Annotated in this window: 28 protein-coding genes; 9 read left to right on the top strand and 19 right to left on the bottom strand. The window is 66.6% G+C overall.

The window, feature by feature from the left end; translation table 11 throughout:
- The first annotated feature begins 4 nt into the window (after positions 1–4).
- Complete coding sequence (locus tag SCA01S_RS13320; RefSeq protein ID WP_245652606.1) at positions 5–2,509, top strand: circularly permuted type 2 ATP-grasp protein; 2,505 nt, start codon at positions 5–7, stop codon at positions 2,507–2,509.
- Entirely contained in the window at positions 2,506–3,399 is an 894-nt protein-coding gene (locus SCA01S_RS13315) for a transglutaminase family protein (RefSeq protein WP_062786285.1), read from the top strand. Before SCA01S_RS13320 ends, SCA01S_RS13315 begins: the two co-directional genes overlap by 4 nt.
- 9 nt (positions 3,400–3,408) lie before the next feature.
- On the opposite strand, the gene leuD is transcribed toward SCA01S_RS13315, so the two are convergent.
- The 5 genes from leuD to SCA01S_RS13295 all read right to left on the bottom strand — a co-directional run bounded on the left by leuD (position 3,409) and on the right by SCA01S_RS13295 (position 6,815).
- On the bottom strand, positions 3,409–4,011 hold the full coding sequence (gene leuD / locus SCA01S_RS13310; protein WP_062786282.1) for a 3-isopropylmalate dehydratase small subunit: 603 nt from the start codon (positions 4,009–4,011) through the stop codon (positions 3,409–3,411).
- 99 nt (positions 4,012–4,110) lie between these two features.
- Positions 4,111–4,275, bottom strand: coding sequence for a hypothetical protein (locus SCA01S_RS22285; RefSeq protein WP_022677102.1), 165 nt, complete (start codon positions 4,273–4,275; stop codon positions 4,111–4,113).
- A 57-nt stretch (positions 4,276–4,332) separates the two neighbouring features.
- A complete protein-coding gene (locus SCA01S_RS13305) occupies positions 4,333–4,833 on the bottom strand; it encodes a DNA-deoxyinosine glycosylase (protein ID WP_174544801.1) in 501 nt (166 codons plus the stop codon).
- Between the two features lie 10 nt (positions 4,834–4,843).
- Positions 4,844–6,274, bottom strand: a complete 1,431-nt coding sequence (gene leuC, locus SCA01S_RS13300) for a 3-isopropylmalate dehydratase large subunit (RefSeq protein ID WP_054130628.1) — start codon at positions 6,272–6,274, stop codon at positions 4,844–4,846.
- Positions 6,275–6,422: 148 nt separating this feature from the next.
- The gene (locus tag SCA01S_RS13295) at positions 6,423–6,815 is read right to left on the bottom strand and encodes a hypothetical protein (protein ID WP_062786276.1); all 393 of its coding nucleotides are present in this window, start codon (positions 6,813–6,815) and stop codon (positions 6,423–6,425) included.
- A 314-nt stretch (positions 6,816–7,129) separates the two neighbouring features.
- Here SCA01S_RS13295 and SCA01S_RS13290 point away from each other — a divergent pair, with 314 nt between their 5' ends.
- Positions 7,130–7,645, top strand: a complete 516-nt coding sequence (locus SCA01S_RS13290) for a sterol desaturase family protein (protein WP_054130629.1) — start codon at positions 7,130–7,132, stop codon at positions 7,643–7,645.
- Positions 7,646–7,701: 56 nt separating this feature from the next.
- Here SCA01S_RS13290 and SCA01S_RS13285 read toward each other — a convergent pair whose 3' ends face one another.
- From SCA01S_RS13285 to SCA01S_RS13240, 10 genes are all read right to left on the bottom strand, one after another.
- Positions 7,702–8,499 (bottom strand): MOSC domain-containing protein, encoded by a 798-nt coding sequence (locus tag SCA01S_RS13285; RefSeq protein ID WP_062786273.1) that lies wholly within the window; start codon positions 8,497–8,499, stop codon positions 7,702–7,704.
- Between the two features lie 8 nt (positions 8,500–8,507).
- A complete protein-coding gene (locus tag SCA01S_RS13280) occupies positions 8,508–8,861 on the bottom strand; it encodes a YbaN family protein (protein WP_054130631.1) in 354 nt (117 codons plus the stop codon).
- A gap of 8 nt (positions 8,862–8,869) precedes the next feature.
- Positions 8,870–9,283, bottom strand: coding sequence for a SufE family protein (locus SCA01S_RS13275; protein WP_054130632.1), 414 nt, complete (start codon positions 9,281–9,283; stop codon positions 8,870–8,872).
- Positions 9,284–9,588: 305 nt separating this feature from the next.
- Positions 9,589–9,828 (bottom strand): hypothetical protein, encoded by a 240-nt coding sequence (locus SCA01S_RS13270; protein ID WP_054130633.1) that lies wholly within the window; start codon positions 9,826–9,828, stop codon positions 9,589–9,591.
- A 68-nt stretch (positions 9,829–9,896) separates the two neighbouring features.
- Complete coding sequence (locus SCA01S_RS13265; RefSeq protein WP_022677111.1) at positions 9,897–10,151, bottom strand: hypothetical protein; 255 nt, start codon at positions 10,149–10,151, stop codon at positions 9,897–9,899.
- Positions 10,148–10,453, bottom strand: coding sequence for a hypothetical protein (locus SCA01S_RS13260; protein ID WP_022677112.1), 306 nt, complete (start codon positions 10,451–10,453; stop codon positions 10,148–10,150). The genes SCA01S_RS13265 and SCA01S_RS13260 overlap by 4 nt, the downstream gene beginning before the upstream one ends.
- A 45-nt stretch (positions 10,454–10,498) precedes the next feature.
- Positions 10,499–10,876, bottom strand: a complete 378-nt coding sequence (gene pspC / locus SCA01S_RS13255; RefSeq protein ID WP_062786270.1) for an envelope stress response membrane protein PspC — start codon at positions 10,874–10,876, stop codon at positions 10,499–10,501.
- Positions 10,873–11,184 (bottom strand): envelope stress response membrane protein PspB, encoded by a 312-nt coding sequence (pspB, locus tag SCA01S_RS13250; RefSeq protein ID WP_082349712.1) that lies wholly within the window; start codon positions 11,182–11,184, stop codon positions 10,873–10,875. Before pspB ends, pspC begins: the two co-directional genes overlap by 4 nt.
- Before the next feature lie 5 nt (positions 11,185–11,189).
- Positions 11,190–11,933 carry a phage shock protein PspA gene (gene pspA / locus SCA01S_RS13245; protein WP_237741068.1) on the bottom strand — a complete coding sequence of 248 codons (744 nt, stop codon included), beginning with the start codon at positions 11,931–11,933 and terminating at the stop codon, positions 11,190–11,192.
- Between the two features lie 83 nt (positions 11,934–12,016).
- Entirely contained in the window at positions 12,017–12,217 is a 201-nt protein-coding gene (locus SCA01S_RS13240) for a hypothetical protein (RefSeq protein ID WP_022677116.1), read from the bottom strand.
- Between the two features lie 149 nt (positions 12,218–12,366).
- Between SCA01S_RS13240 and pspF the strand changes: the two genes are divergently transcribed.
- Both pspF and recF read left to right on the top strand, forming a co-directional pair.
- Positions 12,367–13,398 carry a phage shock protein operon transcriptional activator gene (pspF, locus tag SCA01S_RS13235; RefSeq protein WP_062786267.1) on the top strand — a complete coding sequence of 344 codons (1,032 nt, stop codon included), beginning with the start codon at positions 12,367–12,369 and terminating at the stop codon, positions 13,396–13,398.
- Positions 13,399–13,540: 142 nt separating this feature from the next.
- Positions 13,541–14,614: a DNA replication/repair protein RecF gene (gene recF, locus SCA01S_RS13230; RefSeq protein WP_062786264.1), complete on the top strand. Its 1,074-nt coding sequence runs from the start codon at positions 13,541–13,543 to the stop codon at positions 14,612–14,614.
- Between the two features lie 87 nt (positions 14,615–14,701).
- Here the strand turns inward: recF and SCA01S_RS13225 are convergent, their stop codons facing one another.
- Positions 14,702–15,445, bottom strand: a complete 744-nt coding sequence (locus SCA01S_RS13225; RefSeq protein ID WP_062786436.1) for an arylesterase — start codon at positions 15,443–15,445, stop codon at positions 14,702–14,704.
- A gap of 89 nt (positions 15,446–15,534) precedes the next feature.
- Here SCA01S_RS13225 and SCA01S_RS13220 point away from each other — a divergent pair, with 89 nt between their 5' ends.
- The gene (locus tag SCA01S_RS13220) at positions 15,535–16,224 is read left to right on the top strand and encodes an ABC transporter ATP-binding protein (RefSeq protein ID WP_062786262.1); all 690 of its coding nucleotides are present in this window, start codon (positions 15,535–15,537) and stop codon (positions 16,222–16,224) included.
- Complete coding sequence (locus SCA01S_RS13215; RefSeq protein WP_062786259.1) at positions 16,221–18,794, top strand: ABC transporter permease; 2,574 nt, start codon at positions 16,221–16,223, stop codon at positions 18,792–18,794. The genes SCA01S_RS13220 and SCA01S_RS13215 overlap by 4 nt, the downstream gene beginning before the upstream one ends.
- A gap of 267 nt (positions 18,795–19,061) precedes the next feature.
- Here the strand turns inward: SCA01S_RS13215 and SCA01S_RS13210 are convergent, their stop codons facing one another.
- From SCA01S_RS13210 to SCA01S_RS13200, 3 genes are all read right to left on the bottom strand, one after another.
- On the bottom strand, positions 19,062–19,478 hold the full coding sequence (locus SCA01S_RS13210) for a DUF805 domain-containing protein (RefSeq protein ID WP_022677905.1): 417 nt from the start codon (positions 19,476–19,478) through the stop codon (positions 19,062–19,064).
- Positions 19,479–19,498: 20 nt separating this feature from the next.
- Positions 19,499–19,924, bottom strand: coding sequence for a DUF805 domain-containing protein (locus SCA01S_RS13205; protein WP_062786256.1), 426 nt, complete (start codon positions 19,922–19,924; stop codon positions 19,499–19,501).
- A 118-nt stretch (positions 19,925–20,042) separates the two neighbouring features.
- On the bottom strand, positions 20,043–22,715 hold the full coding sequence (locus SCA01S_RS13200) for a TonB-dependent receptor (protein ID WP_084390991.1): 2,673 nt from the start codon (positions 22,713–22,715) through the stop codon (positions 20,043–20,045).
- A 349-nt stretch (positions 22,716–23,064) separates the two neighbouring features.
- Here SCA01S_RS13200 and typA point away from each other — a divergent pair, with 349 nt between their 5' ends.
- A complete protein-coding gene (gene typA, locus SCA01S_RS13195) occupies positions 23,065–24,906 on the top strand; it encodes a translational GTPase TypA (RefSeq protein WP_022677908.1) in 1,842 nt (613 codons plus the stop codon).
- A gap of 195 nt (positions 24,907–25,101) precedes the next feature.
- Positions 25,102–25,476: a hypothetical protein gene (locus SCA01S_RS13190; protein ID WP_022677909.1), complete on the top strand. Its 375-nt coding sequence runs from the start codon at positions 25,102–25,104 to the stop codon at positions 25,474–25,476.
- Positions 25,477–25,659: the final 183 nt, after the last annotated feature.

The raw sequence follows: 25,659 nt of genomic DNA, 5'->3' as shown, positions 1-25,659 counted from the left end.
CCCGATGGCAGCCCAGACCATGGCGGCCAAACCTGATCCGGCCGCGGCGCCGGGCCTGGCCGCCTATCCGGTGGATGTGGGGGCGGGCGATCTCTATCGCGATGCCGCGCCCGATGTGGCCCAGACCTGGCAACGCGCGGCGCAAAGCCTGCTGGCGCTGCGCGAAGAGGCTGGCGTAGCCGTGCAGGAACTGGTCGGGCGCCAGATCCTGGACCTGGGCATGTCGTTCCGCCTGACGGGTGAGGATGACGAGCGCGACTGGCCGCTGTCGCCCATGCCACTGATCGTCGGCGCGCAGGAATGGGCCGAGGTAGAGCGCGGCCTGGTGCAGCGTGCGCGCCTGCTCGAAGCAGTGGTCGATGATATCTATGGCGAAGGGCGCTTGGTGGCCGATGGCCATCTGCCCGCTGCACTGATTGCCGGCAGCCGCTATTTTGCACGTTCGATGGTGGGTGTGGCGCCGCGCAGCGGGCCGCATATCCACGTCTATGCGGTCGATCTGGCGCGCGGGCCGCGCGGGCAGTGGCGCGTGCTGGGCGATCGGCTGCGGCTGGCCAACGGCATCGGCTATGCCCTGGAAAACCGCCTGGCGCTCTCGCGCGTCACCGGCGGATTGTTGACCGACATGCGCGCGCGCCGCCTGGCGCAGTTCTTTTCCGATCTGCGCGGCGGCATTGCCCGCGAATGCCAGCGCGAAAACCCGCGCATCGCCCTGCTCACCCCCGGCCGCTTCAACCAGTCCTATCCCGAACAGGCACACCTGGCGCGCTACCTCGGCTTTCCGCTGGTGGAAGGGCGCGACCTGACGGTCAGCGATGATCGCGTCTATGTGCGCACCATTGCCGGGCCCAAGCGGGTGGATGCGGTGTGGCGCTGGATCGATACCAATGCGCTCGATCCGCTGCGCTTTGATGCGCGATCCGAGATCGGCGTGCCCGACCTGTTCGAGGCGCTGGACCGCGGCGGGTTGACGCTGGCCAATTGGCCCGGCGCCGAAGTGCTGGAAGCACCGGCCTTTGCCGCGTTCATGCCGCGCCTGTTCTCGGTGCTGCTGGGTGAAGCGCCGATCCTGCCCAATGTCGCCACCTGGTGGTGCGGCCAGCCGCGCGAGGCGCAGGACGTGGCCGCGCGCCTCGACCAGTTGATGATCACCCCCGCGTTCGGCGCCGGGGTGGAAGGCCTGCCCCATGGCCGCGCAGTGGCCGGGCGCAGCCTCGACAAGGCGCAGCGTCACGCTCTGCTCGCCGCCATGGCGCGTAGGCCGGTGGACTATTGCGGCCAGGAAATCGTCACCCTGTCGACCACGCCGGCGCTGATCGGCGAGGCATTCGTGCCACGCGCCTTTACCGTGCGTGCCTTCGTGGCGCGCAACGCGGCGGGCGAGTGGACGGTGATGCCCGGCGGCTTTGCCCGGCTCTCCTCCTCGGGCGAAATGGTCAACACCATGATGGGCGAAGGCGATATTTCCGCCGATGTCTGCGTGGTGGATACCAAGGCCGATGCCGCCGCCGTCAACGCCACGCCCTCGGTGCTGGGTGCACCGCCCCCGGTGCGGCGCGGTGGCGGCATCCTGGCAAGCCAGGCGGCCGACAACCTGTTCTGGTTCGGCCGCTATGTGGAGCGCGCCGAAGCCACGGTGCGGATCATCCGCGCGGTGCTGGGCAATTCGATCGAGGTGGATGCCGCCGCCGGCCACTGCCCCGAGGTGATCGCGCGCCTGGTTGACCTGATGGTGACATGGGGCGCGCTCTCCCGCGAAGAGGCCGATTTGCCGATGCCACAAGCCTGCGCCGCGGCGCTGTCAGATACGGTGATGAACGGCTCTGTCGGAGCGTTGTTTGCCGCGATCCGTGCCACTGCCCTCACCTTGCGCGACCGCTTCACCACCGATTTCTGGCGCATTGCCAGCCGCCCCTTGCCGCCGGTGGACGGCCATCGCGCCGGCGCCTTGCTGCGCACCGCGCGCGAGTTGATCGAGCGGCTTTCGGCGCTGTCGGGCCTGCTGGCGGAAAACTTCACGCTTGGCCCCTCGCGCCATTTCCTCGACATGGGCCGCCGCCTGGAACGCGCGGTGGCGCTGTGCCAGACGCTGCGCGCGCTGTCGGCCCGGATCGAAACGCCAGAGGCGCTGGGCGTGCTGCTCGATCTGTCAGACAGCCAGATCACCTATCGCGCGCGCTATCTGGCCGCGCCGAGCACGGCGCCGGTGCTCGATCTGCTGCTGCTCGATCCCACCAACCCGCGCTCCCTGGCGTTTCAGGCCCAGGCCCTGGTCAGCCATATCGAAGCACTGCCCGCGCTGCGCGAGGACAACCTGCCCGAAGCCCCGCTGCTGGAAGCGCGCGCGATCCTGGCGCCGCTGTCGAGCCTGCCGGTGGAAGCGTGGAACCTGGCGCGCCTGGCCGAGGCGGAACAGCGCCTGCTGACGCTGTCCGACACGATTTCCACCCGCTACTTCCTGCAGTTCGAAAAGGCTGGCGGTGGCGCCAGCAGCAGCTTGCTCGCATGATCTACGATATCCGCCACAAGACCCGCGTGGATTATGCCGCCCCAGTGCGGCTCGCCCGCTTCAACCTGCGACTGCGCCCCGCGCCCTGGCCCACGCAAACCGTCAGCGATTTCCGCCTGGCCGTGGCGCCCGTTCCGTGGTCGATGGAGGAAGAAGCCGGGCCGTTCCTGGTCAACCGCAGCCGCCTGTTCATTCGCGAGCCGCTCGATGCGCTGGAAGTGGAAAGCAGTTTCCGCGTGGAAGTGCACGCCCCCGATCCCGAACTGGCGCTGGCCAAGACACCCAGCGTGGCCGAAATCAGCGCGAGGGCGGCCGCCCATCGCGATCTTTCCGCGCTGGGCCCGGCAAGCTACATCTACCCCTCGTCGATGACGCCGCTTTCGCCCGAGATCGTGGGCTGGGCTGGCCCGATCCTGGCCGGCGCGCGCAGTGTGATGGATGCGGGGCTGGCCCTGATGCACGCTATCCACGATGAATTCACCTATGATGGCAGCGCCACCACGGCCGAAACCCCGCCGCTCGACGCTTTCCGCGCGCGCCATGGGGTGTGCCAGGATTTTGCCCACGTGATGATCGTGGCGGCGCGCGGCCACGGGCTGCCGGCGGCCTATGTCAGCGGCTATCTGCGCACCCTGCCCCCGCCGGGCCAGCCGCGCCTGGTGGGCGCGGATGCCACCCACGCCTGGGCCGCGCTGTGGTGCGGCGATACGCTGGGCTGGGTGGGGTTTGATCCCACCAACGCGATGCTGGCCTCAACCGACCACGTGTTTACCGCGATGGGCCGCGACTATGCCGATGTCGCGCCGATGGACGGCGTGTTCCACGGCGGCGGCGGGCAGACCGTGGCGGTATCGGTGGACGTGGCGCCGGTGACAGAGCCGGTCGGCTGACGGCTTCGATCAGGCCGGAACGCCGGTGCCCTGTGCCAGGAACGGCCGCGCCTCGGCCACCTGGCCTTCGAATGCGCCGATCGCGTCGCTGCGTGCCAGGGTCAGGCCCACCTCATCCAGCCCGTTGATCAGGCAGTGCTTGCGGAACGCGTCGATCTCGAACGTGAAGCGGTCCTGGAACGGCGTGGTTACGGACTGCGCATCAAGATCGATCGCGATCGGATCGGTCTGCGCCACTTCGAGCAGGCGATCGACCTGTTCCTGCGGCATCACCACGGTAAGGATGCCGTTCTTGAACGCGTTGCCGGAAAAGATATCGGAGAATGACGGCGCGATCACGGCCTTGATGCCCAGGTCGAGCAGCGCCCAGGCGGCATGTTCACGGCTGGAACCACAGCCAAAGTTGTCGCCCGCGATCAGGATCGGCGCGCCCTTGAACGTCTCGCTGTCGAACAGGTTGTCCGGGTCTGCGCGCAGCGTTTCGAATGCGCCACGGCCGAGCCCCTCGCGACTGATCGTCTTGAGCCACTTGGCCGGGATGATCACGTCGGTGTCGATGTTCTTGCGGCCGAACGGAATGGCGCGGCCTTCGATGTGGTTTACCGGTTCCATGCCCCCGCTATAGCCGCCGCCGCGCCCTGCGCAACGGCGGAAATAGCCTGCGCGCGCAGGAAATGTTCAGCCCTGCGCGCTGTGGGTCACCCCTGATCTTCAATCGGTTTCGGGAGCATCGCCCAGCGGGGTCTTGTCGGCCACCTTCTGGGCGCGTTCCTTGCGGCGGTTGGTATAGAGCAGCGCCGCCGCCAGTGCCGCAGACCCGACGGCCGCCGCTCCTGCCAGGACAGCCGTTCCGGCCCAGTTTTCCTTCTTGGACACGCCTTCCTCCTTCTTATGGGCTGCAAGAATTGGCCCGCTTGCCGCACAATGCAACGCTCAATCGAGGAATTTCCGCAGAGAATTCCATTCCAGCTGCTTTTGCGCGAGTGTCACCGCACAATAGGCCGGGCTGCTTGACGGCAGTTGAATGAATGAAATTTCAGCAAGATCGGCCATTTGCGCACGGCCATGACGCGCCGCGGTCGCCCCGTTGAAGCCGATCGCGCGCAAGGCCGGCAGTCGGGCGGCCAATTCCGCCAGCGGTGCCAGTTGCGCCGCCTTGATCGCGTTATCGAGGCTGCCCCGGCGCGTGGCGCTGGCGACGGTGTCCCACAGGCCGATGCCCGTGCTGCGCAGCACATCCAGCCGCTCGGGATAATCGAGCGTGACCAGATCGCGCCCGATCACCCCACCCACCAGCCGCCAGAACTGGTTCTTGGGATGCGCGTAATACCGGCCAGCGGCCAGCGACGCCTCTCCCGGCAGGCTGCCGCAGACCAGCACGCGGGTCTGCGCATCGACTACCGGGGCAAAGGCGGATTTGCGCGAGTCGTTCAAACCGGTGCGGTCACACCAGCTCGCGCACGTCAGTCAACCGGCCGGTCACCGCTGCCGCAGCGGCCATGGCCGGGCTGACCAGATGGGTGCGCGCGCCGGGGCCCTGGCGACCGACGAAATTGCGGTTCGAGGTAGAGGCGCAGCGCTCGCCAGCCGGCACCTTGTCGGGGTTCATGCCCAGGCACGCCGAGCAGCCCGGCTCGCGCCATTCAAGGCCCGCGTCCTTGAAGATCACGTCCAGCCCTTCGTCCTCGGCCATGGCCTTGACCAGGCCCGAACCGGGCACGACGATCGCCCAGCGCACGGTGTCGGCCTTCTTGCGGCCCTTGAGGATCGCGGCGGCGGCGCGCAGGTCTTCGATCCGGCTGTTGGTGCAGCTGCCGATGAACACGTTCTGGATTTCCACCGTGTTGAGCGCCGTGCCCGGCGCCAGGCCCATGTATTCCAAAGACTTGCGCGCAGCATCCTGCTTCGACGGATCGGCAAAGCTTTCCGGCGCGGGCACCGTGGCGGTGATCGGCAGCACGTCTTCGGGGCTGGTGCCCCAGGTGACCGACGGCGCGATATCGGCCGCATCGATCACCACGATCTTGTCATACTGCGCGCCGGCATCGGTTGCCAGGCTCTTCCACCAAGCCACGGCCTTGTCCCAATCGGCGCCCTTGGGCGCATAGGGGCGGCCCTTCACGTAGGCGAAGGTCTTGTCATCAGGCGCGATCAGGCCGGCACGGGCGCCATGCTCGATCGCCATGTTCGAAACCGTCAGGCGGCCCTCGATCGACAGGTCACGGATAACCTGGCCGGTATATTCGATGACATAGCCGGTGCCACCTGCCGCACCGAGCACCCCGGTGATGTGCAGCACCACGTCCTTGGCCGAAACGCCCGGCGTGAGCGTACCCTCGACGCGCACTTCCATGGTCTTGCTGCGCTTGAGCAGCAGGGTCTGCGTGGCGAGCACGTGCTCGACTTCCGACGTGCCGATGCCAAAGGCCAGTGCCCCCAAGCCACCATGGCAGGCGGTGTGGCTGTCACCGCACACGATCGTGGCGCCGGGCAGCGAAAAGCCCTGCTCTGGCCCGACGACATGGACGATGCCCTGCGCGGCATCAGCATCGCCGATATAGCGGATGCCAAATTCCGGCGCATTGCGCTCCAGTGCGGCAAGTTGCTGGGCGCTTTCGGGATCGGCGATGGGAATGCGATGGCCGGCCGCATCGCGGCGCGCGGTGGTGGGCAGGTTGTGATCGGGCACCGCCAACGTCAGATCGGGGCGGCGCACCTTGCGCCCGGCCATGCGAAGCGCTTCGAACGCCTGCGGGCTCGTCACTTCGTGAACGAGATGGCGGTCGATATAGATCAGGCTGGTGCCATCCTCGCGGTTTTCCACGACGTGGGCATCCCAGATCTTTTCGTAGAGCGTCTTGCCGGTGCTGGTCATGCAGTGCGGTTAAGCATCGCCCCCGCGCATTTCAAGCACCAAACGGCAAGAACACGCGGGGGCATGCGTCATTTTCTGTCCCGGCGCTGCCTTGGCACGCCTCAAACCGGGGTTCAGGCGATGCCAGGGCGAGCCTGACTGGCACCGATCACCAGCGATCGCGATCCCAGTCTGCGCGTTCCATTCGCAGCTGCTGGCGGATCTGGTTGACCCGGCTGGCCAACCAGCGCACTTCGTCGCGGCTCAGGCCATCGCGGGCATACATCTTGTACTGGCGCTGCACGACCATCGCCTGGCGGCGCAGCGGGGCTGCTTCGCGCGGAGAAATCGTGCGGTTGCGCACAGCGCGATCGATGGCAAAGCGCAGCTGGCCGATATCCTGGCGGATCGCAGCGTCACGGCGCGGCGTCATCCAGCCGCCCATCGCCGGGCCAGGGCCGTGGTGCCAGCCACCGGGCGGCGGCGGCGCGGGCTGTGCCAGGGCCGGGGCAGCCAGGCCCACCGTGGCCGGAAGCAGCGCGGCGAGAATGAGCTTTTTCATGGGCTTTACTCCTTGCTTGTCACCGACGCCTGGCGATTGAGCGCCGGCGCCGTTTGATGATCATGGTTTGGCAAAGTGATCCTGAACCAAACGCGATCCGCGCGTTCGGGTTTCAGCAAGGATGGCGGGGTGCGCCAGCAGAACAGTGGGACCCCGGATCAAGTCCGGGGTGACGATGCATTATGCGTTATCTATTTTTTCTCGTCACCCCGGACTTGATCCGGGGTCCCGCTTGATAACTCGCCCAACGCCCACCAGCGCTGCCCGATAAAACGCATCGCCGCCGCGCGTGCATTGCGCTATGGGCGCTGGCCATGGATATCCTGCTTGCCATCATGATCGTGCTGGGCGCTGCTGCCACCATGGAACTGGTCGCCTGGTCCAGCCACAAATACATCATGCACGGCTTTGGCTGGGCGTGGCACCGTGATCACCACGAACCGCATGATGGTTTCCTGGAAAAGAACGATCTCTATGCCGTGGTCGGCGCGGCCATTTCGATTTCGATGTTCGCGGTCGGCAGCCCGGTAGTGCTGGGCGCGCATGCCTGGTGGCCGGGCACGTGGATCGGCATGGGCGTGCTGGTCTATGGCCTGATCTATACGTTCATCCACGATGGCCTGGTGCATCAGCGCTGGTTCCGCTGGGTGCCCAAGCGTGGCTATGCCAAGCGACTGGTCCAGGCGCACAAGCTGCACCATGCCACGATCGGCAAGGAAGGCGGGGTCAGCTTCGGCTTTGTCGTCGCGCGCGATCCCGTGGTGCTCAAGCGCGAATTGCGCGAACAGCGCGCCGCCGGCATCGCCGTGCTGCGCGAAGCGGTCGAGTAAAAGATCCTCCCCGCATGGCGGGGAGGTGGCAGGCCGCAGGCCTGACGGAGGGGCGTTCAGCCCAGCTCCACCCCATCCCCCACGGCCAGATCGGCCGCGCCATCGGGAATGGCATTCATGCCAAACACCGGCTGGCGCTGCCACAGCCGCCCCATGCGACGCAGCGTGGCCAGCGGCTCGCGGTCATGGCTTTCGCCCGTCTCGGGGTCTTGCGTGGTGATCACGCAGCGCGTGCAGGGCTTGACCAGCCGCAGCGTGAGCGCGCCGATGCGCAAGCTGTTCCAGCCCTCTTCGGCAAAGGCCGCAGGCGCGCCGGTGATCACCAGGTTGGGGCGGAAGCGCGCCATGGTGATCGGCGCGGGCAACTGCGCATTGAGCGCGTCGAGCGATTCCTGCGTGGTGACGAGCAGCGGAAAGCCATCGGCAAAGCCCACGGCATCACCCGGCTGGCCATAGCGCGGATCGACCGGACGGATCACGTCATCGCCCATGTGCACCAGGTGAACCGGCTGGCCCAGCCGCGCTGAAAGCCAGGCGTCGGCCTCGGCGCCAGCGGGGGTGGCGGCCAGGCTGTCTCCCCACACCTTGACCGCGCGGCGCTCGGCCGTGGTCGGCACCGCCACCTTTACCGATGGCGCAGCCGCATGGTGCAGTGTCACGCCGCCATCGGCATGCGGCACGGCGCGCAGCAGGGCCATCGCCGGCAGTTCGCGGCGGGTGAGAAAGCGACCTTGCGGATTGACGACCATCCAGCGCCGATCACCCGCCACGCCCTGCGCGGTGATCGTGGCGCGCTCCAGCGCTTCTCCCCCCAGGGACTTGACCGGATAGCGATGGATGGCGGCAAGCTGCATGCGACGTCCTATTCCGCGCGGGTCCAGATCCAGGTGCCGCTCAAGGCCATGACCGCCGCCGGGATCAGCACCCAGGGCCAGCCGGCAGTGAACGCGGTTACCCCCACGCTCAGCGCCATGGTCGCCAGTGCCGCCTTCTTGGCACGGCGGGGGATGGCGCGCCGGGTGCGCCATTCGCGCAAGGGCGGCCCCCACTTGGGATGATCGAGCAGGCGCTGCTCCCACGCGGGGTTGCCGCGCGCAAAGCAGAACACCGCCAGCAGCAGGAACGGCACCGTGGGCAGCAGTGGCAGGAACGCGCCCACCGTGCCCAGCCCGACAAAGAACAGGCCCGCAGCCGTCCAGAGATGGCGGCGGACCATGCCCGCCGTCAGCCCGCCGCAGCCAGGCGCGCGGCGTGTTCGCGCACCAGCGCAATCATGTTGGGCAGGCCCTGCGTGCGGTTGGATGAAAGCTGGTTCTTGAGATTGAACGGCGCCAGCGCCTCGGCAATGTCCATGCCTGCCACCTCAGCAGCGGGCCGGTCCTGCACGGCGGCCAGGACCAGGGCAATGATGCCCTTGGTGATCGCTGCGTTGCTATCGGCCAGGAAATGCAGGGCGCCGCCCTCCCCCTCAGTGGGATAGACCCATACCGCTGCCGAGCAGCCACGCACCAGCGTGGCATCGGTTTTCAGCGCATCGGGCATCGGCTCAAGCTCTCGCCCAAGGTCGATCAGCAAGCGATAGCGTTCATCGCCATCGCTGAACTCGTACTCTTCGAGAATGTCGGCAAGGGTGCGCATGGGCTGGGCCTTAGGCGGCGTGGACAAATTCCGCAATGCCACGGTTGCCCTGCAAGAGGCCCTGGCGAGGCGCGAGGCGGCCGGAAGAGTGGGCCTCTTTCAAGGCGGAGCAACGCTGCCAGGGCCTCTTGCAGGGCAACCCCTCCGGGGCTGGACCAAAAACCGCCATTGCCGCGTCGGCTCGTCGCGCAATATTCCCGATATTCCGCTTCCTCGCCTCCTTGAACTGGCGGTTTTTGCTTCCAGCCGTGGCACTGCGGAATTTGTCCACGCCGCCTAAAGCGGGAACCAGCCCACCTCAAGCCTCAACGATCGCGCAGGGATTCGATTTCGCGGGCAAGGTCGGTCGATCCGCGCTGATCGGTCAGGATGCGCTCCAGCACTTCCACCCGGCTGCGCAGCGCAGCCACTTCGCGCGCGAGGGCGGCATTTTCCGCCGCATCGGCGATGGGATAGGTATCCTGTTGGGCGCTGTGGCGGCGGTGGCGCAGGCTGGCCCAGGCCAGGATCGCGACGATGGCAACAAGAGTGGCTCCAAAGCTCACGGGTAGGAAATCCTTGGCTGGACCGGGTAAATCGGGCGGGGGGGAAAAGGGAGGGCGGGTAAACGCGATCAGTTGAACTGGGGCATGGCCGAAGCCTCGCGCCCCTGCATCATGCCTTCCAACACGCGCACGCGCTGTTCCAGACGGGCGGTCTGGGCGGCGTATTGCGCGGCCTGCTCGGCCGTGGCGCGGGTGGTGGCGATGATTTCCCGCTCGCGCTGATCCATCCGGCGCGACCAGGCCTGCGCCGCCATAACCAGGCCGACCAGCAAGGTGGCGAGGGTGGCAAAGGCCAGCAGGACGATGGCACCGGCGGCAGTCATTGCAGCTTGCCCGAAACCGGGGCGCGGGCGGCGCCGTCGTGCTGGCTGCCTTCGATGCGGTTGACATCGCGCAGCGCCTCGATCTGCAGGGCCACGTCATAGCCACCATCGGTGACAATGCGTTCCAGAACGCGCACGCGGTCTTCTAGCGCCTGGTTCTGAACGGCATATTGGGCGGCCTTTTCGGCCGTGGCGTTGGCCTGGATTTCCGCCATCCGCCGGCTGTGCCGGGTCCAGATCGCAAGGCCTGCGATCATGAACGGGGCAAGCGGGATAAGCAGGGCAAGTGTTCCGTGATCCATGGCAGCAGTCCCCTTCGAAGTGCCGGGATGGGATGGAATGGTGGCTTAGCGCAGGCTTTCGATTTCCTGGGCGAGGCGCGGATTGCTCGAGACATAGAAGTGTTCGACTTCGGCCAAGCGGCGATCGATGTCGCGCAACGAGGCGCGCACTTCGCGGGCCGAACGGGCCGGCGATTGGCGCACGCCCTGCCAGAACTTCTGCTCCTGCCGATCGGCATAGAGCGCGGCGGGCTTCTTTTCAGCCAGGAAACCCAGCGCGAGATAGATGATCGGCAGGAAGCCGAGCCCGCAGCAGGTGCCGACGATCAACGCCAGCCGCACCCACAGCACATCAACCCCGGTGTAGTCGGCAATCCCGGCGCACACGCCCATGAACTTGCCGTTGACCTTGTCGCGATAGAAACGGGTACGGGCAGCGCTCATTTCACGGTCCCCTTGGTTTGCGTCATCAGCCGATCGAGTTCCGACAGGTCGGCCTGGTGGTTGGTGCGCTCGGCCGCCAGGCTGGCCGGGCGGAATTGCGGGTTTTCGCTGGCCACCAGGCGCTCCACCGTGTCCATCCGCTCTTCCAGGCGGCGGGCGACGCGATAAAGCTCTTCCAGCAGCTGCTCATCGCCGCTGGTCAGGGTTGCGGCGGTCTTCCACTTGGTCATGTAGTGCAGCACGATCCATGGCAGCGCGACGAACAGCGTTACCAGGGCAAAGAACGGCGTCAGGTCCATATCGCCCATGGTGATCAGCCCTCCTTGCCCATGGCGCGCTTCATCGCGGCCAGTTCCTCGTCGATCTTGTCCTGCCCGGCGAGGGCGGCAATCTCGTCGGCCAGGCTGGGCGTCCCGCTTTCGGCAATGCTCAGCGCATCGGCGCGGCCTTCGGCATAATCGACGCGGCGTTCGAGCTGGTCGAACCGCGACAGCGCCTCGTCCACGCGCTCGCTGGTCATCAGGGCACGCAGGCGCACGCGGTTTTCGGCGCTTTCCAGGCGGGCGGCAATGGCGGTCTGACGGCTGCGGGCCTCGCGCAGGCGGGTCTGCAGCTTTTCGATGTCCTGCTCATAGGCGCGCATCGAATCGTCGAGCACCGCCACTTCGCCGCGCAACTGGTCGGCCATGTCGGCGGCCTTCTTGCGCTCCATCAGGGCAGCGCGGGCCAGATCCTCGCGGTCCTTCGACAGGGCGAGCTGGGCCTTGTCGGCCCAATCGGCCTGCAGGCGGTCAAGCTTGGCCACGTGGCGCAGCATTTCCTTCTGGTCGGCAATGGTCCGCGCGGCCGAGGCACGCACCTCGACCAGCGTCTCTTCCATTTCCAGGATGATCATGCGGATCATCTTGGCCGGATCGTCGGCCTTGTCCAACAGATCGTTGAAATTGGCGGCAATGATATCGCGCGTGCGCGAAAAGATGCCCATCAGGTTTGCTCCGTTGAAAAAAGGCCTTGCGGCGTTCGTATCACTTTGGCCGGTCCCCGACGAGGGCCGCATCCGGGCGGCCCGCAGCGCATCGTCAAAGCGCGAGGAACCGCCGGAAGACTGCGGGCCTGCCGGCACGGGTTCGAGAATGGAATTCATGCCAGGCCCCCGGTGATCGCCGCGACCGAGCGGGTGATGCCGGTGTGGCCAGCCGACGCGGCGTGGACGCTGTGGCCCAAGCCGGGCAGTTCCGGCATATGGTTGGCCAGGACCACTGCATTCATCGCCAGCATCGCGGCAATGCTGACCAGGGCGGCGCGGCCAAGACGGGTGGAGAAGAACGGGGCGGTGGTCATCGGGGTTACTCCAAAGCGGTTGTCCTGTGTTCAGCAAGGCCCGTGCCAAATTTGAAAAGTGGCTGATTTTCGCCGTTTTCTGAAAATTCTCCACCCCGTAGAATGGCGCATCTTGCCCGCACTTGGGAAAATATGCCAAATGTTAGGCCATGGATCGCGAAGTTCAGTTCATCGGCCAATCCAGCGCCTTTCTCGACGCGGTCGAGCGGGCCAGCCGCGCCGCGCCGATGCGCCGCCCGGTGCTGGTGATCGGTGAACGCGGCACTGGCAAGGAACTGATCGCCGAACGCCTGCACCGCCTGTCCACACGCTGGCAGGAACCGCTGGTGACGATGAACTGCGCCGCCCTGCCCGAAACCCTGATCGAGGCGGAGCTCTTCGGGCACGAGGCCGGCGCCTTTACCGGCGCCACCCGCGCGCGCGTCGGCCGCTTTGAAGAGGCGGACAAAGGCACGCTGTTCCTGGATGAACTGGGCACGCTGTCGATGGGCGCGCAGGAACGCCTGCTCCGCGCCGTGGAATATGGCGAGGTGACGCGCATCGGCGCCAGCCGGCCGATCCGCGTGGACGTGCGCATCGTCGCCGCCACCAACGAGGATCTGCCCAGGATGGCCGCGCAAGGCCGCTTTCGCCCCGACCTGCTCGATCGCCTCAGCTTCGAGGTGATCACCCTGCCCCCGCTGCGCGTGCGCGAAGGCGACGTGGCCGTGCTGGCCGAGTATTTCGGCCGGCGCATGGCGGCCGAACTGCAATGGGATGCCTGGCCCGGCTTTGCCCCCCATGCCCAGCAGCAGTTGGAAACCCACGCCTGGCCCGGCAACGTGCGCGAACTGCGCAACGTGGTGGAACGCGCGGTCTATCGCTGGGACGATCCCGACCGCCCGATCGCGCATGTGCAGTTCGATCCGTTCGAAAGCCCGTGGAAGCCCGCCGCCTTGATGGCCCCGGCAACCACCGATGCCTGCACCACGGTGCTGCAGCACGCAGCCAGCGCCGCCGATTTCGACACGATCCAGGATCTGCGCGCCGCAGTCGACTCCCACGAGCGCGCCATCCTGGAGCATCACCTAGGCCGCAACCGCTATAACCAGCGGCAGACCGCCAAGGCGCTGGGCGTGACCTATGACCAGTTGCGTCACTGCCTGAAAAAGCACGGGTTGCTGGAGCGTGGGCAAGGGTGATGTCTGCAGGTGTTGTGTCAGGTTTCCACCACCCCCAACCCCCTCCTCTGAAGAAGAGGGGGCTTTTTGATGCGGTTCTCCCCCTCCTCTTCAGAGGAGGGGGTCGGGGGGTGGTGGAAACCAAGCGCCCCCCGCAAAACCCATGGCGCTAACCCGCCTGACCCTGCGCGATTTTCGCAACCATGCGGCCACCCGGCTTGATGGCATGGCGCGCTTCAACGTGCTGGTGGGGGAAAACGGCGCGGGCAAGACCAACGTGCTGGAGGCGCTGTCGCTGCTGGCGCCGGGCCGCGGCCTGCGCCGTGCCCAGCCGGCCGAAATGGCAGCGCGCCATGGTGACGGCAGCTTTGCCGTAGCGGCCGAGATGGAGGAGGGCGAACTTGTGCTGGGCACCCACACCCAGCCCGCTGCGCCTGGCCGCCGCCTGGTCAAGGTCAACGGCGCACAGGCACCGGCGGCGCGGTTGGCGGAATGGCTCTCGCTCACCTGGCTGACCCCGGCGATGGACCGGCTGTTTGCCGAAAGCGCAGGCAACCGCCGCCGTTTCCTCGATCGGCTGGTGCTGGCCCGCCTGCCCGGCCATGCCCAGACCAGCGCCCGCTATGAAAACGGCCTGCGCGAACGCAACCGCCTGCTGGCAGACGACCGCGAACCCGATCCCGCCTGGCTCGACGCGCTGGAAACGCAACTCGCGCAGACCGGCGCAGCGATCGTCGCGGCGCGCGCCGACTTGGTGGCCGATCTTGGCGCCGTGCTGGAAACCGTTCCCGAACAGCCTTTTGCCCGGCCGTCGCTGGCCTATGCCAGCGAAACCCCGGCCGATGAAGAGGCTCTGCGCAGCGCCCTGCGCCAAGGCCGCCGGCGCGATCGCGCGGCCGGGCGCACGCTGATCGGCCCGCACCGGGATGATCTTGCCGTGCGCCTGGCCATCAAGGATGCCCCTGCGGCCGATTGTTCCACCGGAGAGCAGAAGGCGATGCTGATCGCCATCGTGCTGGCCCATGCCGAACTGACCGCCGGCCCGCGCCCGCGCCTGCTGCTGCTCGATGAAATCGCCGCCCATCTCGATCCGCTGCGCCGCGCCGCGCTCTATGAACGGCTCGCTGCCTCGGGCGCGCAAGTGTGGATGACCGGCACCGAAGCGGCGCCCTTTGCCGAAATCGCCGGCGAAGCGGCGATGTGGCATGTCCACGATGGAGCGACAGTGCGGGATTGATCCCAACCAGCAATACCCACGTCACCCCGGGCTTGACCCGGGGTCCCGCTGTTTTCGTGACGCACCAAGGAAAAGCGGGACCCCGGGTCAAGCCCGGGGTGACGGGTTATTTTGGTGCAAGGCCTTAGCCAAGGCCTGGGCCACGGCTGGCTGGGTGGCGACAACGATCGCATCCACTCCTTGCGCATTGGGGTGCATGTGATCGGGCAATTGCAGCGCCGGCCGGGCAATGATCGGCTGCAGGAAGAACGGCACCAGCGCGGCATCATACTTTTTCGCCAGAGACGGCCAAATCGGGTTGAACGCGGCCACGTAATCCGCCCCCATGTTGGGCGCGGCAAGCATGCCGGTGAGCATCACGGGAATGCCGCGCCGCTTGAGTTCCGCGAGGATCGCATCGAGGTTGGCGCGGGTCTGTGCCGGCGGCAGGCCGCGCAGCATGTCGTTGCCGCCCAAGCCGACCATCACCAGCGCCGGCTTGCGCGGCTGGTTGTCCAGCGTGAAGGCCAGCCGCTGCCGCGCCGCCGCCGTGGTATCGCCCGAAACGCCGGCATTGATCACCCGCGCCTTGATCCCCGCAGCATTGAGCGCCGCCTGCAACCGCGCCGGATAGCTTTGCCCCTGGTCCAGCTGGTATCCGGCATAGAGGCTGTCCCCAAATGCCAGGATCACCGGCGCGTCAGCCGGCACGGGGGCGGGCGCTGCTGCGCCAGCGGCGGTCGTCGCATCCCGCGTTTCCAGCGCATCGGGCGCCTTGTCGCGCGAACAGCCGGTCAGCGACAGCGCAGCCAGGGCAGCAAGAACCGGAACAGCATAAACAGGCGCGCGCATCGGGTTTCCCATAAAGACAGGTGCTGCCCCCATGTCGTTGGTGGAATGGCCGGTTGCAAGATGCTTGCCGTCTATGCCACTCCCGCGCGGTGACCAGCCCTGCCCCGCTCATTTCCGCCCGCGCACTCACCCTTTCCCTTGGCCGTGACGCCGCCCGTGTCGATATTCTCAAGGGTCTGGACCTTGCCGTGATGGCCGGGGAAACCGTGGCCCTGCTGGGGCCATCGGGCTCGGGCAAGTCATCCCTGCTGGCCGTGCTTGCGGGGTTGGAACGCGCCAGCGGCGGCGTACTGTCTGTGGCCGGCGCGGATTTTTCCACGCTCGATGAAGATGGCCTTGCCACCGCGCGGCGGGGGCGCATCGGCATCGTGCTCCAGGCGTTTCACCTGCTGCCAACGATGACCGCGCGCGAGAATGTCGCCACGCCGATGGAACTGGCCGGTATGGCCGATGCCATGCAGCGGGCCGAAGCGGAACTGGCCGCCGTGGGCCTGGCCCATCGGCTCGATCACTATCCCGGCCAGCTTTCGGGTGGCGAGCAGCAACGCGTGGCCATTGCCCGCGCGCTGGCCCCGCGCCCGGCACTGCTGTTTGCCGATGAACCGACCGGCAACCTCGATACCGCGACCGGCACCGCCGTGGCCGATCTGCTGTTCGATCGCGCGCGCCAGGCCGGGGCAACCTTGCTGATGGTCACGCACGATGAAGCGCTGGCCCAGCGCTGTGGCCGCATCCTGCGCCTGGCCGATGGGCGCATCGTGGCGGACGAGACCCGATGACCGCCACGGCGCTGGCCGGCGACACCCAAAAGCGAGGCCTGGGCTGGGGCACCGCCTGGACACTGGCGCGGCGGGGATTGGACTGGAAATTCCGTGGCTTGCGCCTGCTGATCGTCTGCCTGGTGCTGGGTGTGGCGGCACTGGCCGCGATCGGCACGCTGACCGATGCCGTACGTGGCGAACTCGATCAACGCGGCCAGGCGATGCTGGGCGGCGATGTGGAAGTGGAACTGGCCGGGCGCCAGGCCTTTGCCCCGGAACAGGCGGCCTTTGCCCGCGCCGGCACGCTCTCGATCGGGGCGCGCATGCGGGCCATGGCCACCGTGCCCGACAGCGATGGCACTGCCGTGCCGATCGAACTCAAGGCAGTGGACGGCGCCTGGCCGCTCTATGGCCGTTTCACCCTGGCCGATGGCCGCGCGGTGGGCGCGCCCGACGCCACAACCGCTTGGATCGCGCCGGGCGTGGCGCAGCGGCTGAACGTGTCCACTGGACAACCCTTGAAGATCGGCCAGGCCACATTCCGCATCGGCGGGGTGATCGCGGACGAGCCCGATCGCCTGGGCGAGGGTTTTGGCCTGGGCCCCACGGTGATCATCAGCCGCGCCGGCCTCGATGCCACCGATCTGGTTCAGCCCGGCGCCATGGTGCGCTGGAAATACCGCCTGCGCCTGCCGCCCACCGCCCAGCCGCAGGCCGTGGCCGACGCGCTGACGCGCCAGTTCCCCAATGCCGGGCTGGAACTGCGCACGCGTGACAAGGCCTCGCCCGGGCTCGATCGCTTTGTTTCGCGCATGGGGCAATTCCTGGCGCTGGTGGCGCTGGCCGCCTTGCTGATTGCCGGCATCGGCATCGGCAATGGCGTGGCCTCCTACCTCGAGGCGCGGCGCGGGGCGATCGCCACGCTCAAGATCCTCGGCGCAACCGGGGCTGACATTGCGCGGATCTATCTTCTGCAACTGGGCCTGGCCACGCTGCTGGCAATCGGCCTTGGCCTGGCGCTGGGGGTGGCGGCCACCCCGCTGATCGGCTTGGCACTGAAAGATCTTTTGCCGATCCCCGCCGGCCTGGTACTGGCGCCCGGTGCGCTCGCCCTGGCCGCGCTGCAGGGCGCGCTGATTGCCGCCACCTTTGCCGCCCCGCCGCTGCTGCGCGCCCGTGCCGTGCCGGCCATGGCGCTGATGCGCGGCCGCCTGGTGCCCCCGCGCGACGGCTGGCGTAGCCGCGCGCTCGCCATGGGCATTGGCCTCGCCACGATTGCCGCCATTGCGGTGGCTGGGGCAGAGCAGCCCTGGCTGGCCGCCGGTTTCCTGGCGGCGGCGGGCGGCGTGTTGGCCCTGCTGGCGGCGCTGGGCTGGGCATTGGTGTGGCTCGCCGCCCGCCTGCCCCGCCCGCGCCACCCGATCGCGCGGATGGCTCTGGCCAACCTGCACCGCCCCGGCGCGCAGACCGGGGCACTGGTCACCGCGCTGGGCTTTGGCATGGCGGCGTTCGTGCTGCTCGCCGGGGTGCAGACCAGCCTTGACGCCAACATCGCCGCCCGCGTGCCGCAACAGGCGCCCGACTATTTCGTGCTCGACGTGCCGCCCGCCGGCCTGCCCGCTTTTGAACGCGTGGTGCGCGGCGCGGCGCCTGCTGCGCGCATCCGCACCGTGCCGGCGATGCGCGGCACGATCGTGGCGTTCGGCCCGGCCGATCACATGATCCGCGTTGCCGATCTGGTGCGCATTCCCGATGATGCCTGGGCGCTGCGCGGTGATCGCGGGCTGACCTTTGCCGATGCCCTGCCCGAAGGCAACGTCCTGACCGCCGGGCGTTGGTGGCCGGCCGGCTATCGCGGCGAACCGCTGGTATCAGTGGATGAAAAGCTGGCGCAGGCCATCCACCTCAAGCTGGGCGACACCATCACGGTGTCGCTGCTGGGGGTGGAGCGCAGCGCGCGCGTCGCCTCGTTCCGGCGGATCGACTGGGACAGCTATGGCTTCAACTATGTCCTGGTGTTCAGCCCCAATGCCTTGGCCGATGCGCCCTATAATCTTGCCGCCACGATCGAACTGGGCAAGGCGCAGGGCAATCCGGCCGTGTCGCGCGCGATCCTGTCAGGCCTGGTGCGCGCTTTGCCCTCCAGCTCGGTGATCGAGGTGGGGCCGGTGCTGGCGCAGGCGCGCAACCTTTTGGGGCAGATGGCCGTGGCGATCTTTGCCGCCGCCAGCGTGGCGATCCTGGCGGGCATGGCGGTGCTGGCCGGTGCGATCGCTGCCGCGCGGGCGCAACGGCACTATGACGCGGTGGTGCTGCGCGTGCTGGGCGCCGGATCGGGCCAGTTGCTGGTACTGGTCCTGGCCGAACAGGCCTTGCTGGCCGTGTTGCTGGCCGGGGTCGCGCTGGGGCTCGGCACCGCAGGCGCCTGGGCGGTGGTGACGCAACTGTTCGATTTTGCCTGGCTGCCCGACTGGGGCACCATCCTGGCTGTGCTGGGCGGCGCGCTCACGGTGGTGATGGCCATGGCGCTGGGCGGGTCGCTCGGCGTGTTGCGCACGCGGCCCGCCCAGGCGCTCAGGGAATTGTAATACCAACCTGCACGGTTTCCAACCCATGAGGACGCCTTCTGGCGGCCTTCGGCAAGGCGCATCCGCCGGCGTGATGTGGTGCATCATGCCAAGGATGCAACGCAGTCCGAAGGTCGCCAGAAGGCGCCCGCAGGGTTGCGCTCCCCCGTCCGTTGGACTTTGTCGCGACCTTGCAACGATGCGCCCACATCGCTGCTGCGGCCGCTCCTCGCCAACGAACGGGGGAGCGCAATCCTCATGGGTTGGAAACCGTGCAGGTTGGTATAATTACTGGAAAACGTCGGCTTCGTAGGGATTCTTGGGGTCAGAGCCATAACGGTTGGAGCCGCGCGTGCCGTCCAGGCACATGAACACCAGCAGCGCGAACCAGCCCAGGATCGGCAGGAAGATCAACAGAAACCACCAGCCCGAACGATCGATATCGTGCAGGCGTCGCACCGACACCGCCAGGCTGGGGATGAAGTTGAACAACGCAAACAGCCCAGACAAGGCATCACCCACGCCGTTGAGCTGGGTGCTGACCCCGGTATACCAGCCCATCGTGGTATAGGTGGTGCGGCCGAACACGATGGTCAGCGCCAGGTTCACCAGCAGGCCAAACAGCGTGAACATCCAGTATTCCTTGCGGCGCGATCGGCCAGCGAACTGGAAATAGCGGCGATAGGGCAACAGCATCCAATTCATGCGCAGTTCTCCTGGCGGTTTCAGCCAAACACGTCGGTCAGATCGCGGTTCTTGGGATCGGCACCATAGCGGTTGGGCCCGGGCGTGCCGGGCAGGAACATCATCACGAACACGATCAGCCCGCCAACGTAAGGCACGAAGCTGATCAGGTAGAGCCACCCCGTGCGGTCCTGGTCATGAAAGCGGCGAATACACACCGCCATATGCGCCCACGCCCAGACCAGCACCAGGATCGCCATCCCGAAGATGGCAACGATATCCCCGCGGTTTGTTTCCGGTGCAGCGGCTTTGTCCCAAAGATGCACCGGCATGAACACGCTGAAGAAAAGCAGGAACACTGCGATCCCCGACAGCACCAGCGAGAAGAACTCCCGCCGTCGCGAGCGCCCGCGAAACTCGAACATGCGCCTGTAGGGCAGGATCAGCCAGTACACGAATACCCCCATCGCTCACCGGCCGATGCCGGTTGGTCGCCATGGGCAAACAGCCAGAAAAATATCGACATGACAAGAAAAAGGGGGCCGCCAGGCAGCCCCCTTGCAAGTCTTGCGCTTCGCGTCCGGGTTAGAAGCGATAACGCACCGATGCACCATAGGTGCGCGGCTGGTTGGTGTAACCCGAAATTGCCAGAGGCTGGGCCACCGAATCGAAAACCTTGGTCAGTGTGCGGTTGTTGGTCAGGTTGCGCGCCCACAGCGTAAATTCGGTGCGGGCGCCGGGGGTCAGGCCCAGCGCGGCGTTCACCTCGTCAATGCGGCGCTTGTACTGCGCGGACGCGGCAATGGCCGCAGCCGTGCCCAGATCGAGGAAACCGGGCAGCCCCTCTTCCGTGATCACCGGGCTTTCGTGATGGAAATCACTGCGCACGAACAGGCGCGCGTTGCGGCCCAAGGAATGTTCGTATTGCCCGGCAAGCGTGAAAGACAGCGCCGGAATGCTGGCCGGCCTGCGGCCAGACAGATCGCCGACCGCGGACATCGTGAAATCCTGGTACAGCGGATCGAGCCAGGTCGCGCTGCCTGAAAGCGTCAGGCCTGCTGCCGGGCGCAGCACGGTTTCCACTTCCACCCCGCGCACGCGCTCCTTGCCAGCGTTGACCAGCGCGAAACCAGTGCCGGTAAAGACGTTGGACTGAAAGCCGCTGATAGTCTGCTGAAATACCGCGATATTGGCGGTGGCCAGCCCCCACTGCGCCTTGAGGCCCAGCTCGTAAACGGTCGTGCGTTCAGGCCCGGCAAAGCGGGTGGCATAGGTCTGGTTGACCTGGGCCAGGCCTGCTCCCTCCAACGCGGCCTGGTCGGCCGGAAACGGACGGCTGTCGCGCGACAGGTTGATCGAACTGGCCTTGAACCCGGTGGCGACGCTGGCATAGCCATGCATATGCGCATTCAGCTTGACGGTGGCGCGCGCCGTCCAGGTCACGCGCTGGTCATGCGTGCGCCCTGGCTCCACCGCGTTGGGCACGTTCACATAGGGCGGGAACAGCTGCAGGGCGCGCAGGGCGCCAAGCGGATTGGCCGCCGGATTGTTGGCATCGGTCGCCGCGCCGCGCAGGATCGCGGCATAGCCCTGGGGATCGGCATGGGCAAAGGCGGCGATCGCCGCCGGATTCTGGAAATTCACGCCACGCGCGCGAAAGCCGGCGGCGGCCAGCAGTTGCTGCCGGAACGGGGCATAGGCGCGCCCGTCAAGATCCACGCCGGCAAACGCGTCGGTGGTTGTCCCGGCGATCGTATAGCGCTTGGTATCACTGGTGAACGCAGCGCCCGCGGTCAGCGTCAGCGCGCCACCAAGCTTGAGATCGCCTTGGAAAAAGGCGGAAAACGCCTGGTTACGCAGGCGATAGCGTTCGTTGGAACCTTGCCCGCCGGCAAAAAAGCGCCCGGCATAGCGGGCCGGATCGCCTTCCAGCCCGCCCAGCACCTGCTCCAGCAACGGCACGCTCAATGCTCCGGCACTCGCCCCCTGCACCAGCAGGTTGGCATAGGCGCGCATGTCCTGGCCAAAGGCGATGGCATTGCGCTGGTCGAGCGTCTCGTTGAAGTAATAGACCCCGGCGAGCGCGTTGAACGGCCCGGGCAGGTCGGTCGCCAGGCGCAGTTCCTCGGTAAAGGTCGACAGCGTCAGGTCTTGGGCATTGCGCGCCAGCATTTGACCGCTGGTGAAATCGGAATCCTGGTTGGTGGCCGAGGTCAGCCGCCGCCACGCCGAAATCGCCGTCAGCTTGAACCGGCTGGCCTTGTAGTCGAGCTGACCGGAAAAGCCGTAGTTGGCGATGCGGTTGGTCGAATCGAAATTCCACCAGGCCTGATCGGCATAGATCGCATCGGGCGCATTGACCTTGCCGCCGATCGCCAAGACCGCCTGGGTCGCGGCAGAGGACTGGACATTGACCGGCGCGCAGCACACCTCGTCGATCAGGCCGTAATCGCCGATCACCCGCAGCGACAGATCATCGCCGGGCTGCCACAGCGCCTGGCCGCGCACGAACCAGCGGTTGCGGCCGTTGCTGCGCTGGCCGCTATCGGGATCGACGATAAAGCCGTCGCGCCGGTTGCGCCCGGCCGCCACGCTCACCGCCAGGGTATCGGTCAAGGGACCAGTGACCAAACCCTTGAACACCTGGGCGTTATAGTTGCCATAGCTCGCCTCGAAATCCGCGCCGGGCGTAAACTGCGGCAGGCGCGTAATGATCGAGATGACCCCGGCCGACGCGTTTTTGCCGAACAGCGTGGATTGCGGGCCGCGCAAGACTTCCACCTGCTCCACATCGGGCAGATCGGCAATCTGCGCTGCCGTGCGCGAGCGATAGACGCCATCGACGAATACCCCGACCGAGGGTTCGATTCCGCTGTTGTTGGCGCCGTTGCCAAAGCCACGGATGTAGATGTTGACGTTGGCCGGGCTCTGCAACTGCTGCATCGACAGCGAGGGCACCAGGCTGGTCAGGTCTTTCAGATCGCGGATCTGTGCCCGCGCGATGGCCTCGCCGCTGGCCACGCTGACCGCCACCGGCACGTCTTCCAGGCTGGCTGCGCGCTTGGTGGCGGTAACGACGATAGTGCCATCTGCCTCCTCGCCGCTTGCGGCCACGTCGGCCGGGCCATCGTCGGCAGCATGGGCGGTGGGCGCGATGGCTAGGCCAAGCGGCAGCCAAGCGGCCGTAATCAGCAGCTTGCGGTTTACCGCAAGCCGGCAACGCCGTGCATCCTCGTTGTGTTCGCCCCGACCCTGCATGTCTTGTGGTATGCGCGCCCTGTTGACGGCGCGGATGGCAACACCCCCCGTGTCGCGCAGCCTCGCCGCGTCCTTTTGCTAGCGCGGTTACATTCGGCCATAAACCGCAATCCATGTCATTTCCGGGCATTTCGGCCGGATTTGGCGGCGTTTTGGCGGTACTGTTGCGCCTGCGCCACATCATCGCGGCCGGCTCTTTTGCCAGTCGCCCTTGTGGCAACGCACAATAACGAGTAAGCGCGCGCCCAAGTGCGGCCAGAACCGAGATGACGGGATCTTCCCGACACAGCGCCTGCTGCAAGCTCCAGTATCCCGGCCGCACGTTACGGTCTGTCGAAGAAAGCCTTTCATGTCACTGCCCTTGCGCAATATTGCGATCATCGCCCACGTCGACCACGGCAAGACCACGCTGGTTGACCAGCTGTTCCGCCAATCCGGCACCTTCCGCGACAACCAGCGCGTGGAAGAACGCGCGATGGATTCCAACGACCTGGAAAAGGAACGTGGGATCACCATTCTGGCCAAGTGCACCTCGGTGGAATGGACCAATCCGGCCACCAACGAGACGACGCGAATCAATATCGTCGACACCCCCGGCCACGCCGACTTCGGCGGCGAAGTGGAACGCATCCTCTCGATGGTCGATGGCGTGATCCTGCTGGTCGACAGCTCGGAAGGCGCGATGCCGCAGACCAAGTTCGTCACCGGCAAGGCGCTGGCCCTTGGCCTCAAGCCGATCGTGGTGGTCAACAAGATCGACCGTCCCGATGGCCGCCCGCAGGAAGTGCTCGACGAAGTGTTCGACCTGTTCGTCAGCCTCGATGCCAACGACGAACAGCTTGAATTCCCCGTGCTCTATGCTTCGGGCCGCAACGGTTATGCCGGCAACGACGAAACCGTGCGCGAAGGCAACCTGCTGCCGCTGTTCGAAAAGATCGTCAGCCACGTGCCGGCCCCGTCGCTCGACGTCGATGGTCCGTTCAGCTTCCTGGCGACGTTGCTCGATCGTGACAACTTCATGGGCCGCGTGCTGACCGGCCGCGTGCAGTCGGGCACGATCAAGCTCAACCAGCCAATCCACGCGATCGATCGCGATGGCAAGGTGCTGGAAGTGGGCCGCGCCTCGAAGATCCTCTCGTTCCGTGGCCTGGAACGCGTGCCGGTGGAAGAAGCCCGCGCCGGTGACATCATCGCGCTCGCCGGCCTCGAAAAGGCGACCGTGGCCAACACCGTGGCCGATCCTTCGGTCTCGACCCCGATTGCCGCCCAGCCGATCGATCCGCCGACGCTGGCGATGCGCTTTTCGGTGAACGACAGCCCGTTTGCCGGCCGCGAAGGCGACAAGGTGACGAGCCGCATGATCCGCGACCGCCTGATGCGCGAAGCGGAAACCAACGTGGCCATCCGCGTCACCGAAAGCGCCGACAAGGACAGCTTCGAAGTGGCCGGCCGCGGCGAACTGCAGCTGGGCGTGCTGATCGAAACGATGCGCCGCGAAGGCTTTGAACTGGGCATCAGCCGCCCGCGCGTGCTGTTCGGCACCGACGAAAACGGCCGCACCGAGCCGTATGAAACCGTGCTGATCGACGTGGACGACGAATTCTCCGGCACGGTCGTCGAAAAGATGCAGCGCCGCAAGGCCGAGCTGACCGACATGCGTCCCTCGGGCGCCGGCAAGACCCGCATCACTTTCTCGGCTCCGTCGCGCGGGCTGATCGGCTACCACGGCGAATTCCTGTCCGACACGCGCGGCACCGGGATCATGAACCGCCTGTTCGAAAAGTATGGCCCGCACAAGGGCGCGATCGAAGGCCGCCAGAACGGCGTGCTGATCTCGAACGCGACCGGCGAAGCGGTGGCCTATGCCCTCAACAGCCTGGAAGACCGCGGCGTGCTGTTCGTGCGCCCGCAGGACAAGGTCTATGAAGGCATGATCATTGGCGAAAACGCCAAGCCCGACGATCTCGAAGTCAACCCGATGAAGTCCAAGCAGCTGACGAACTTCCGTTCGACCGGCAAGGACGACGCGATTCGCCTCACCCCCCCGCGCATCATGACGCTGGAGCAGGCCATCGCTTATATCGACGACGATGAAATGGTCGAAGTGACCCCCCAGACGGTGCGTCTGCGCAAGGCGATCCTTGATCCCAACGAGCGCAAGAAGGCCAGCCGCAAGAAGGAAAACGCCTGATTTTGCGGCCCTTTGCGGGCCAGGCATGATCAGCGAAAAGGGGCGCTCCGGCAACGGGGCGCCTTTTTTCATGTCTGTCATTGCCTGAACAAAGGTTTCATCGCCGGTTCAGCGCGTGTTGCATAAGGTTGCTGCAACGAACCCCGCTGCGAGCATGAGGCTCTTTTGGACAAGGCAGCGGGTTGGAGACGAGCCATGAAGCTTTTGAGCAAGGTTCTGCTGGCCGGCGCCCTGGGCGCCACCGTGATGGCCACTGCCGCCCCGGCAGAGGCCCATGGCTGGCATCGTGGTGGCGGTGGCGCCGGTCTGGCGATTGGCGCCGGCATCCTGGGCCTGGCCGTGGGTGCTGCGATCGCGTCGGACCATCCGCACCGCGGCTATGTGGTGGAAGAAGGCTATGCCCCGCCGCCCCCGCCGCCGAGCTATTACTATGAAGGCCCGGCCTATTATGGCGGCTATTATGCCCCGCCGCCGCCGCCCCCGCGGACATATGTCTATCGCGAAGTCTATCGCAGCGGCCCGGCTTATTACGGTTATGGCGGTTATCCGCGCTGGCATCGCGGCTGGTAAACCCGCCGCCAGCATAGCGTGAAACCCTGACAGGCGCGCCCGTCGGACCAGTCCGGCGGGCGCGTTGCCATTTGGCGCCTTGGCATTTGTCGCGCCGGCCTCTCGCCATCCCGGCCCGCGCCCGCTATGGCGCCGCCATGACGAGTTCCCACCCCGTGAACCAGACCACACCTGATCCTCAGG

Origin of the sequence: Novosphingobium capsulatum NBRC 12533, assembly GCF_001598375.1 — a bacterium.
GTDB lineage: Bacteria > Pseudomonadota > Alphaproteobacteria > Sphingomonadales > Sphingomonadaceae > Novosphingobium > Novosphingobium capsulatum.
Note: the sequence above shows the minus strand (reverse complement) of the source record. Positions and strands in the feature narration are given on the sequence as shown.

Bases quoted from the DNA above. Each gene is read 5' to 3' on its own strand.
- SCA01S_RS13320 (WP_245652606.1), top strand. From the start codon at position 5: ATGGCAGCCCAGACCATGGCGGCCAAACCTGATCCGGCCGCGGCGCCG.
- SCA01S_RS13315 (WP_062786285.1), top strand. From the start codon at position 2,506: ATGATCTACGATATCCGCCACAAGACCCGCGTGGATTATGCCGCCCCA.
- leuD (WP_062786282.1), bottom strand. From the start codon at position 4,011: ATGGAACCGGTAAACCACATCGAAGGCCGCGCCATTCCGTTCGGCCGC.
- leuC (WP_054130628.1), bottom strand. From the start codon at position 6,274: ATGACCAGCACCGGCAAGACGCTCTACGAAAAGATCTGGGATGCCCAC.
- SCA01S_RS13295 (WP_062786276.1), bottom strand. From the start codon at position 6,815: ATGAAAAAGCTCATTCTCGCCGCGCTGCTTCCGGCCACGGTGGGCCTG.
- SCA01S_RS13290 (WP_054130629.1), top strand. From the start codon at position 7,130: ATGGATATCCTGCTTGCCATCATGATCGTGCTGGGCGCTGCTGCCACC.
- SCA01S_RS13285 (WP_062786273.1), bottom strand. From the start codon at position 8,499: ATGCAGCTTGCCGCCATCCATCGCTATCCGGTCAAGTCCCTGGGGGGA.
- SCA01S_RS13280 (WP_054130631.1), bottom strand. From the start codon at position 8,861: ATGGTCCGCCGCCATCTCTGGACGGCTGCGGGCCTGTTCTTTGTCGGG.
- SCA01S_RS13275 (WP_054130632.1), bottom strand. From the start codon at position 9,283: ATGCGCACCCTTGCCGACATTCTCGAAGAGTACGAGTTCAGCGATGGC.
- SCA01S_RS13265 (WP_022677111.1), bottom strand. From the start codon at position 10,151: ATGACTGCCGCCGGTGCCATCGTCCTGCTGGCCTTTGCCACCCTCGCC.
- SCA01S_RS13260 (WP_022677112.1), bottom strand. From the start codon at position 10,453: ATGGATCACGGAACACTTGCCCTGCTTATCCCGCTTGCCCCGTTCATG.
- pspC (WP_062786270.1), bottom strand. From the start codon at position 10,876: ATGAGCGCTGCCCGTACCCGTTTCTATCGCGACAAGGTCAACGGCAAG.
- pspB (WP_082349712.1), bottom strand. From the start codon at position 11,184: ATGGGCGATATGGACCTGACGCCGTTCTTTGCCCTGGTAACGCTGTTC.
- pspA (WP_237741068.1), bottom strand. From the start codon at position 11,933: ATGCGGCCCTCGTCGGGGACCGGCCAAAGTGATACGAACGCCGCAAGG.
- SCA01S_RS13240 (WP_022677116.1), bottom strand. From the start codon at position 12,217: ATGACCACCGCCCCGTTCTTCTCCACCCGTCTTGGCCGCGCCGCCCTG.
- pspF (WP_062786267.1), top strand. From the start codon at position 12,367: ATGGATCGCGAAGTTCAGTTCATCGGCCAATCCAGCGCCTTTCTCGAC.
- recF (WP_062786264.1), top strand. From the start codon at position 13,541: ATGGCGCTAACCCGCCTGACCCTGCGCGATTTTCGCAACCATGCGGCC.
- SCA01S_RS13225 (WP_062786436.1), bottom strand. From the start codon at position 15,445: ATGCGCGCGCCTGTTTATGCTGTTCCGGTTCTTGCTGCCCTGGCTGCG.
- SCA01S_RS13215 (WP_062786259.1), top strand. From the start codon at position 16,221: ATGACCGCCACGGCGCTGGCCGGCGACACCCAAAAGCGAGGCCTGGGC.
- SCA01S_RS13210 (WP_022677905.1), bottom strand. From the start codon at position 19,478: ATGAATTGGATGCTGTTGCCCTATCGCCGCTATTTCCAGTTCGCTGGC.
- SCA01S_RS13205 (WP_062786256.1), bottom strand. From the start codon at position 19,924: ATGGGGGTATTCGTGTACTGGCTGATCCTGCCCTACAGGCGCATGTTC.
- SCA01S_RS13200 (WP_084390991.1), bottom strand. From the start codon at position 22,715: ATGCAGGGTCGGGGCGAACACAACGAGGATGCACGGCGTTGCCGGCTT.
- typA (WP_022677908.1), top strand. From the start codon at position 23,065: ATGTCACTGCCCTTGCGCAATATTGCGATCATCGCCCACGTCGACCAC.
- SCA01S_RS13190 (WP_022677909.1), top strand. From the start codon at position 25,102: ATGAAGCTTTTGAGCAAGGTTCTGCTGGCCGGCGCCCTGGGCGCCACC.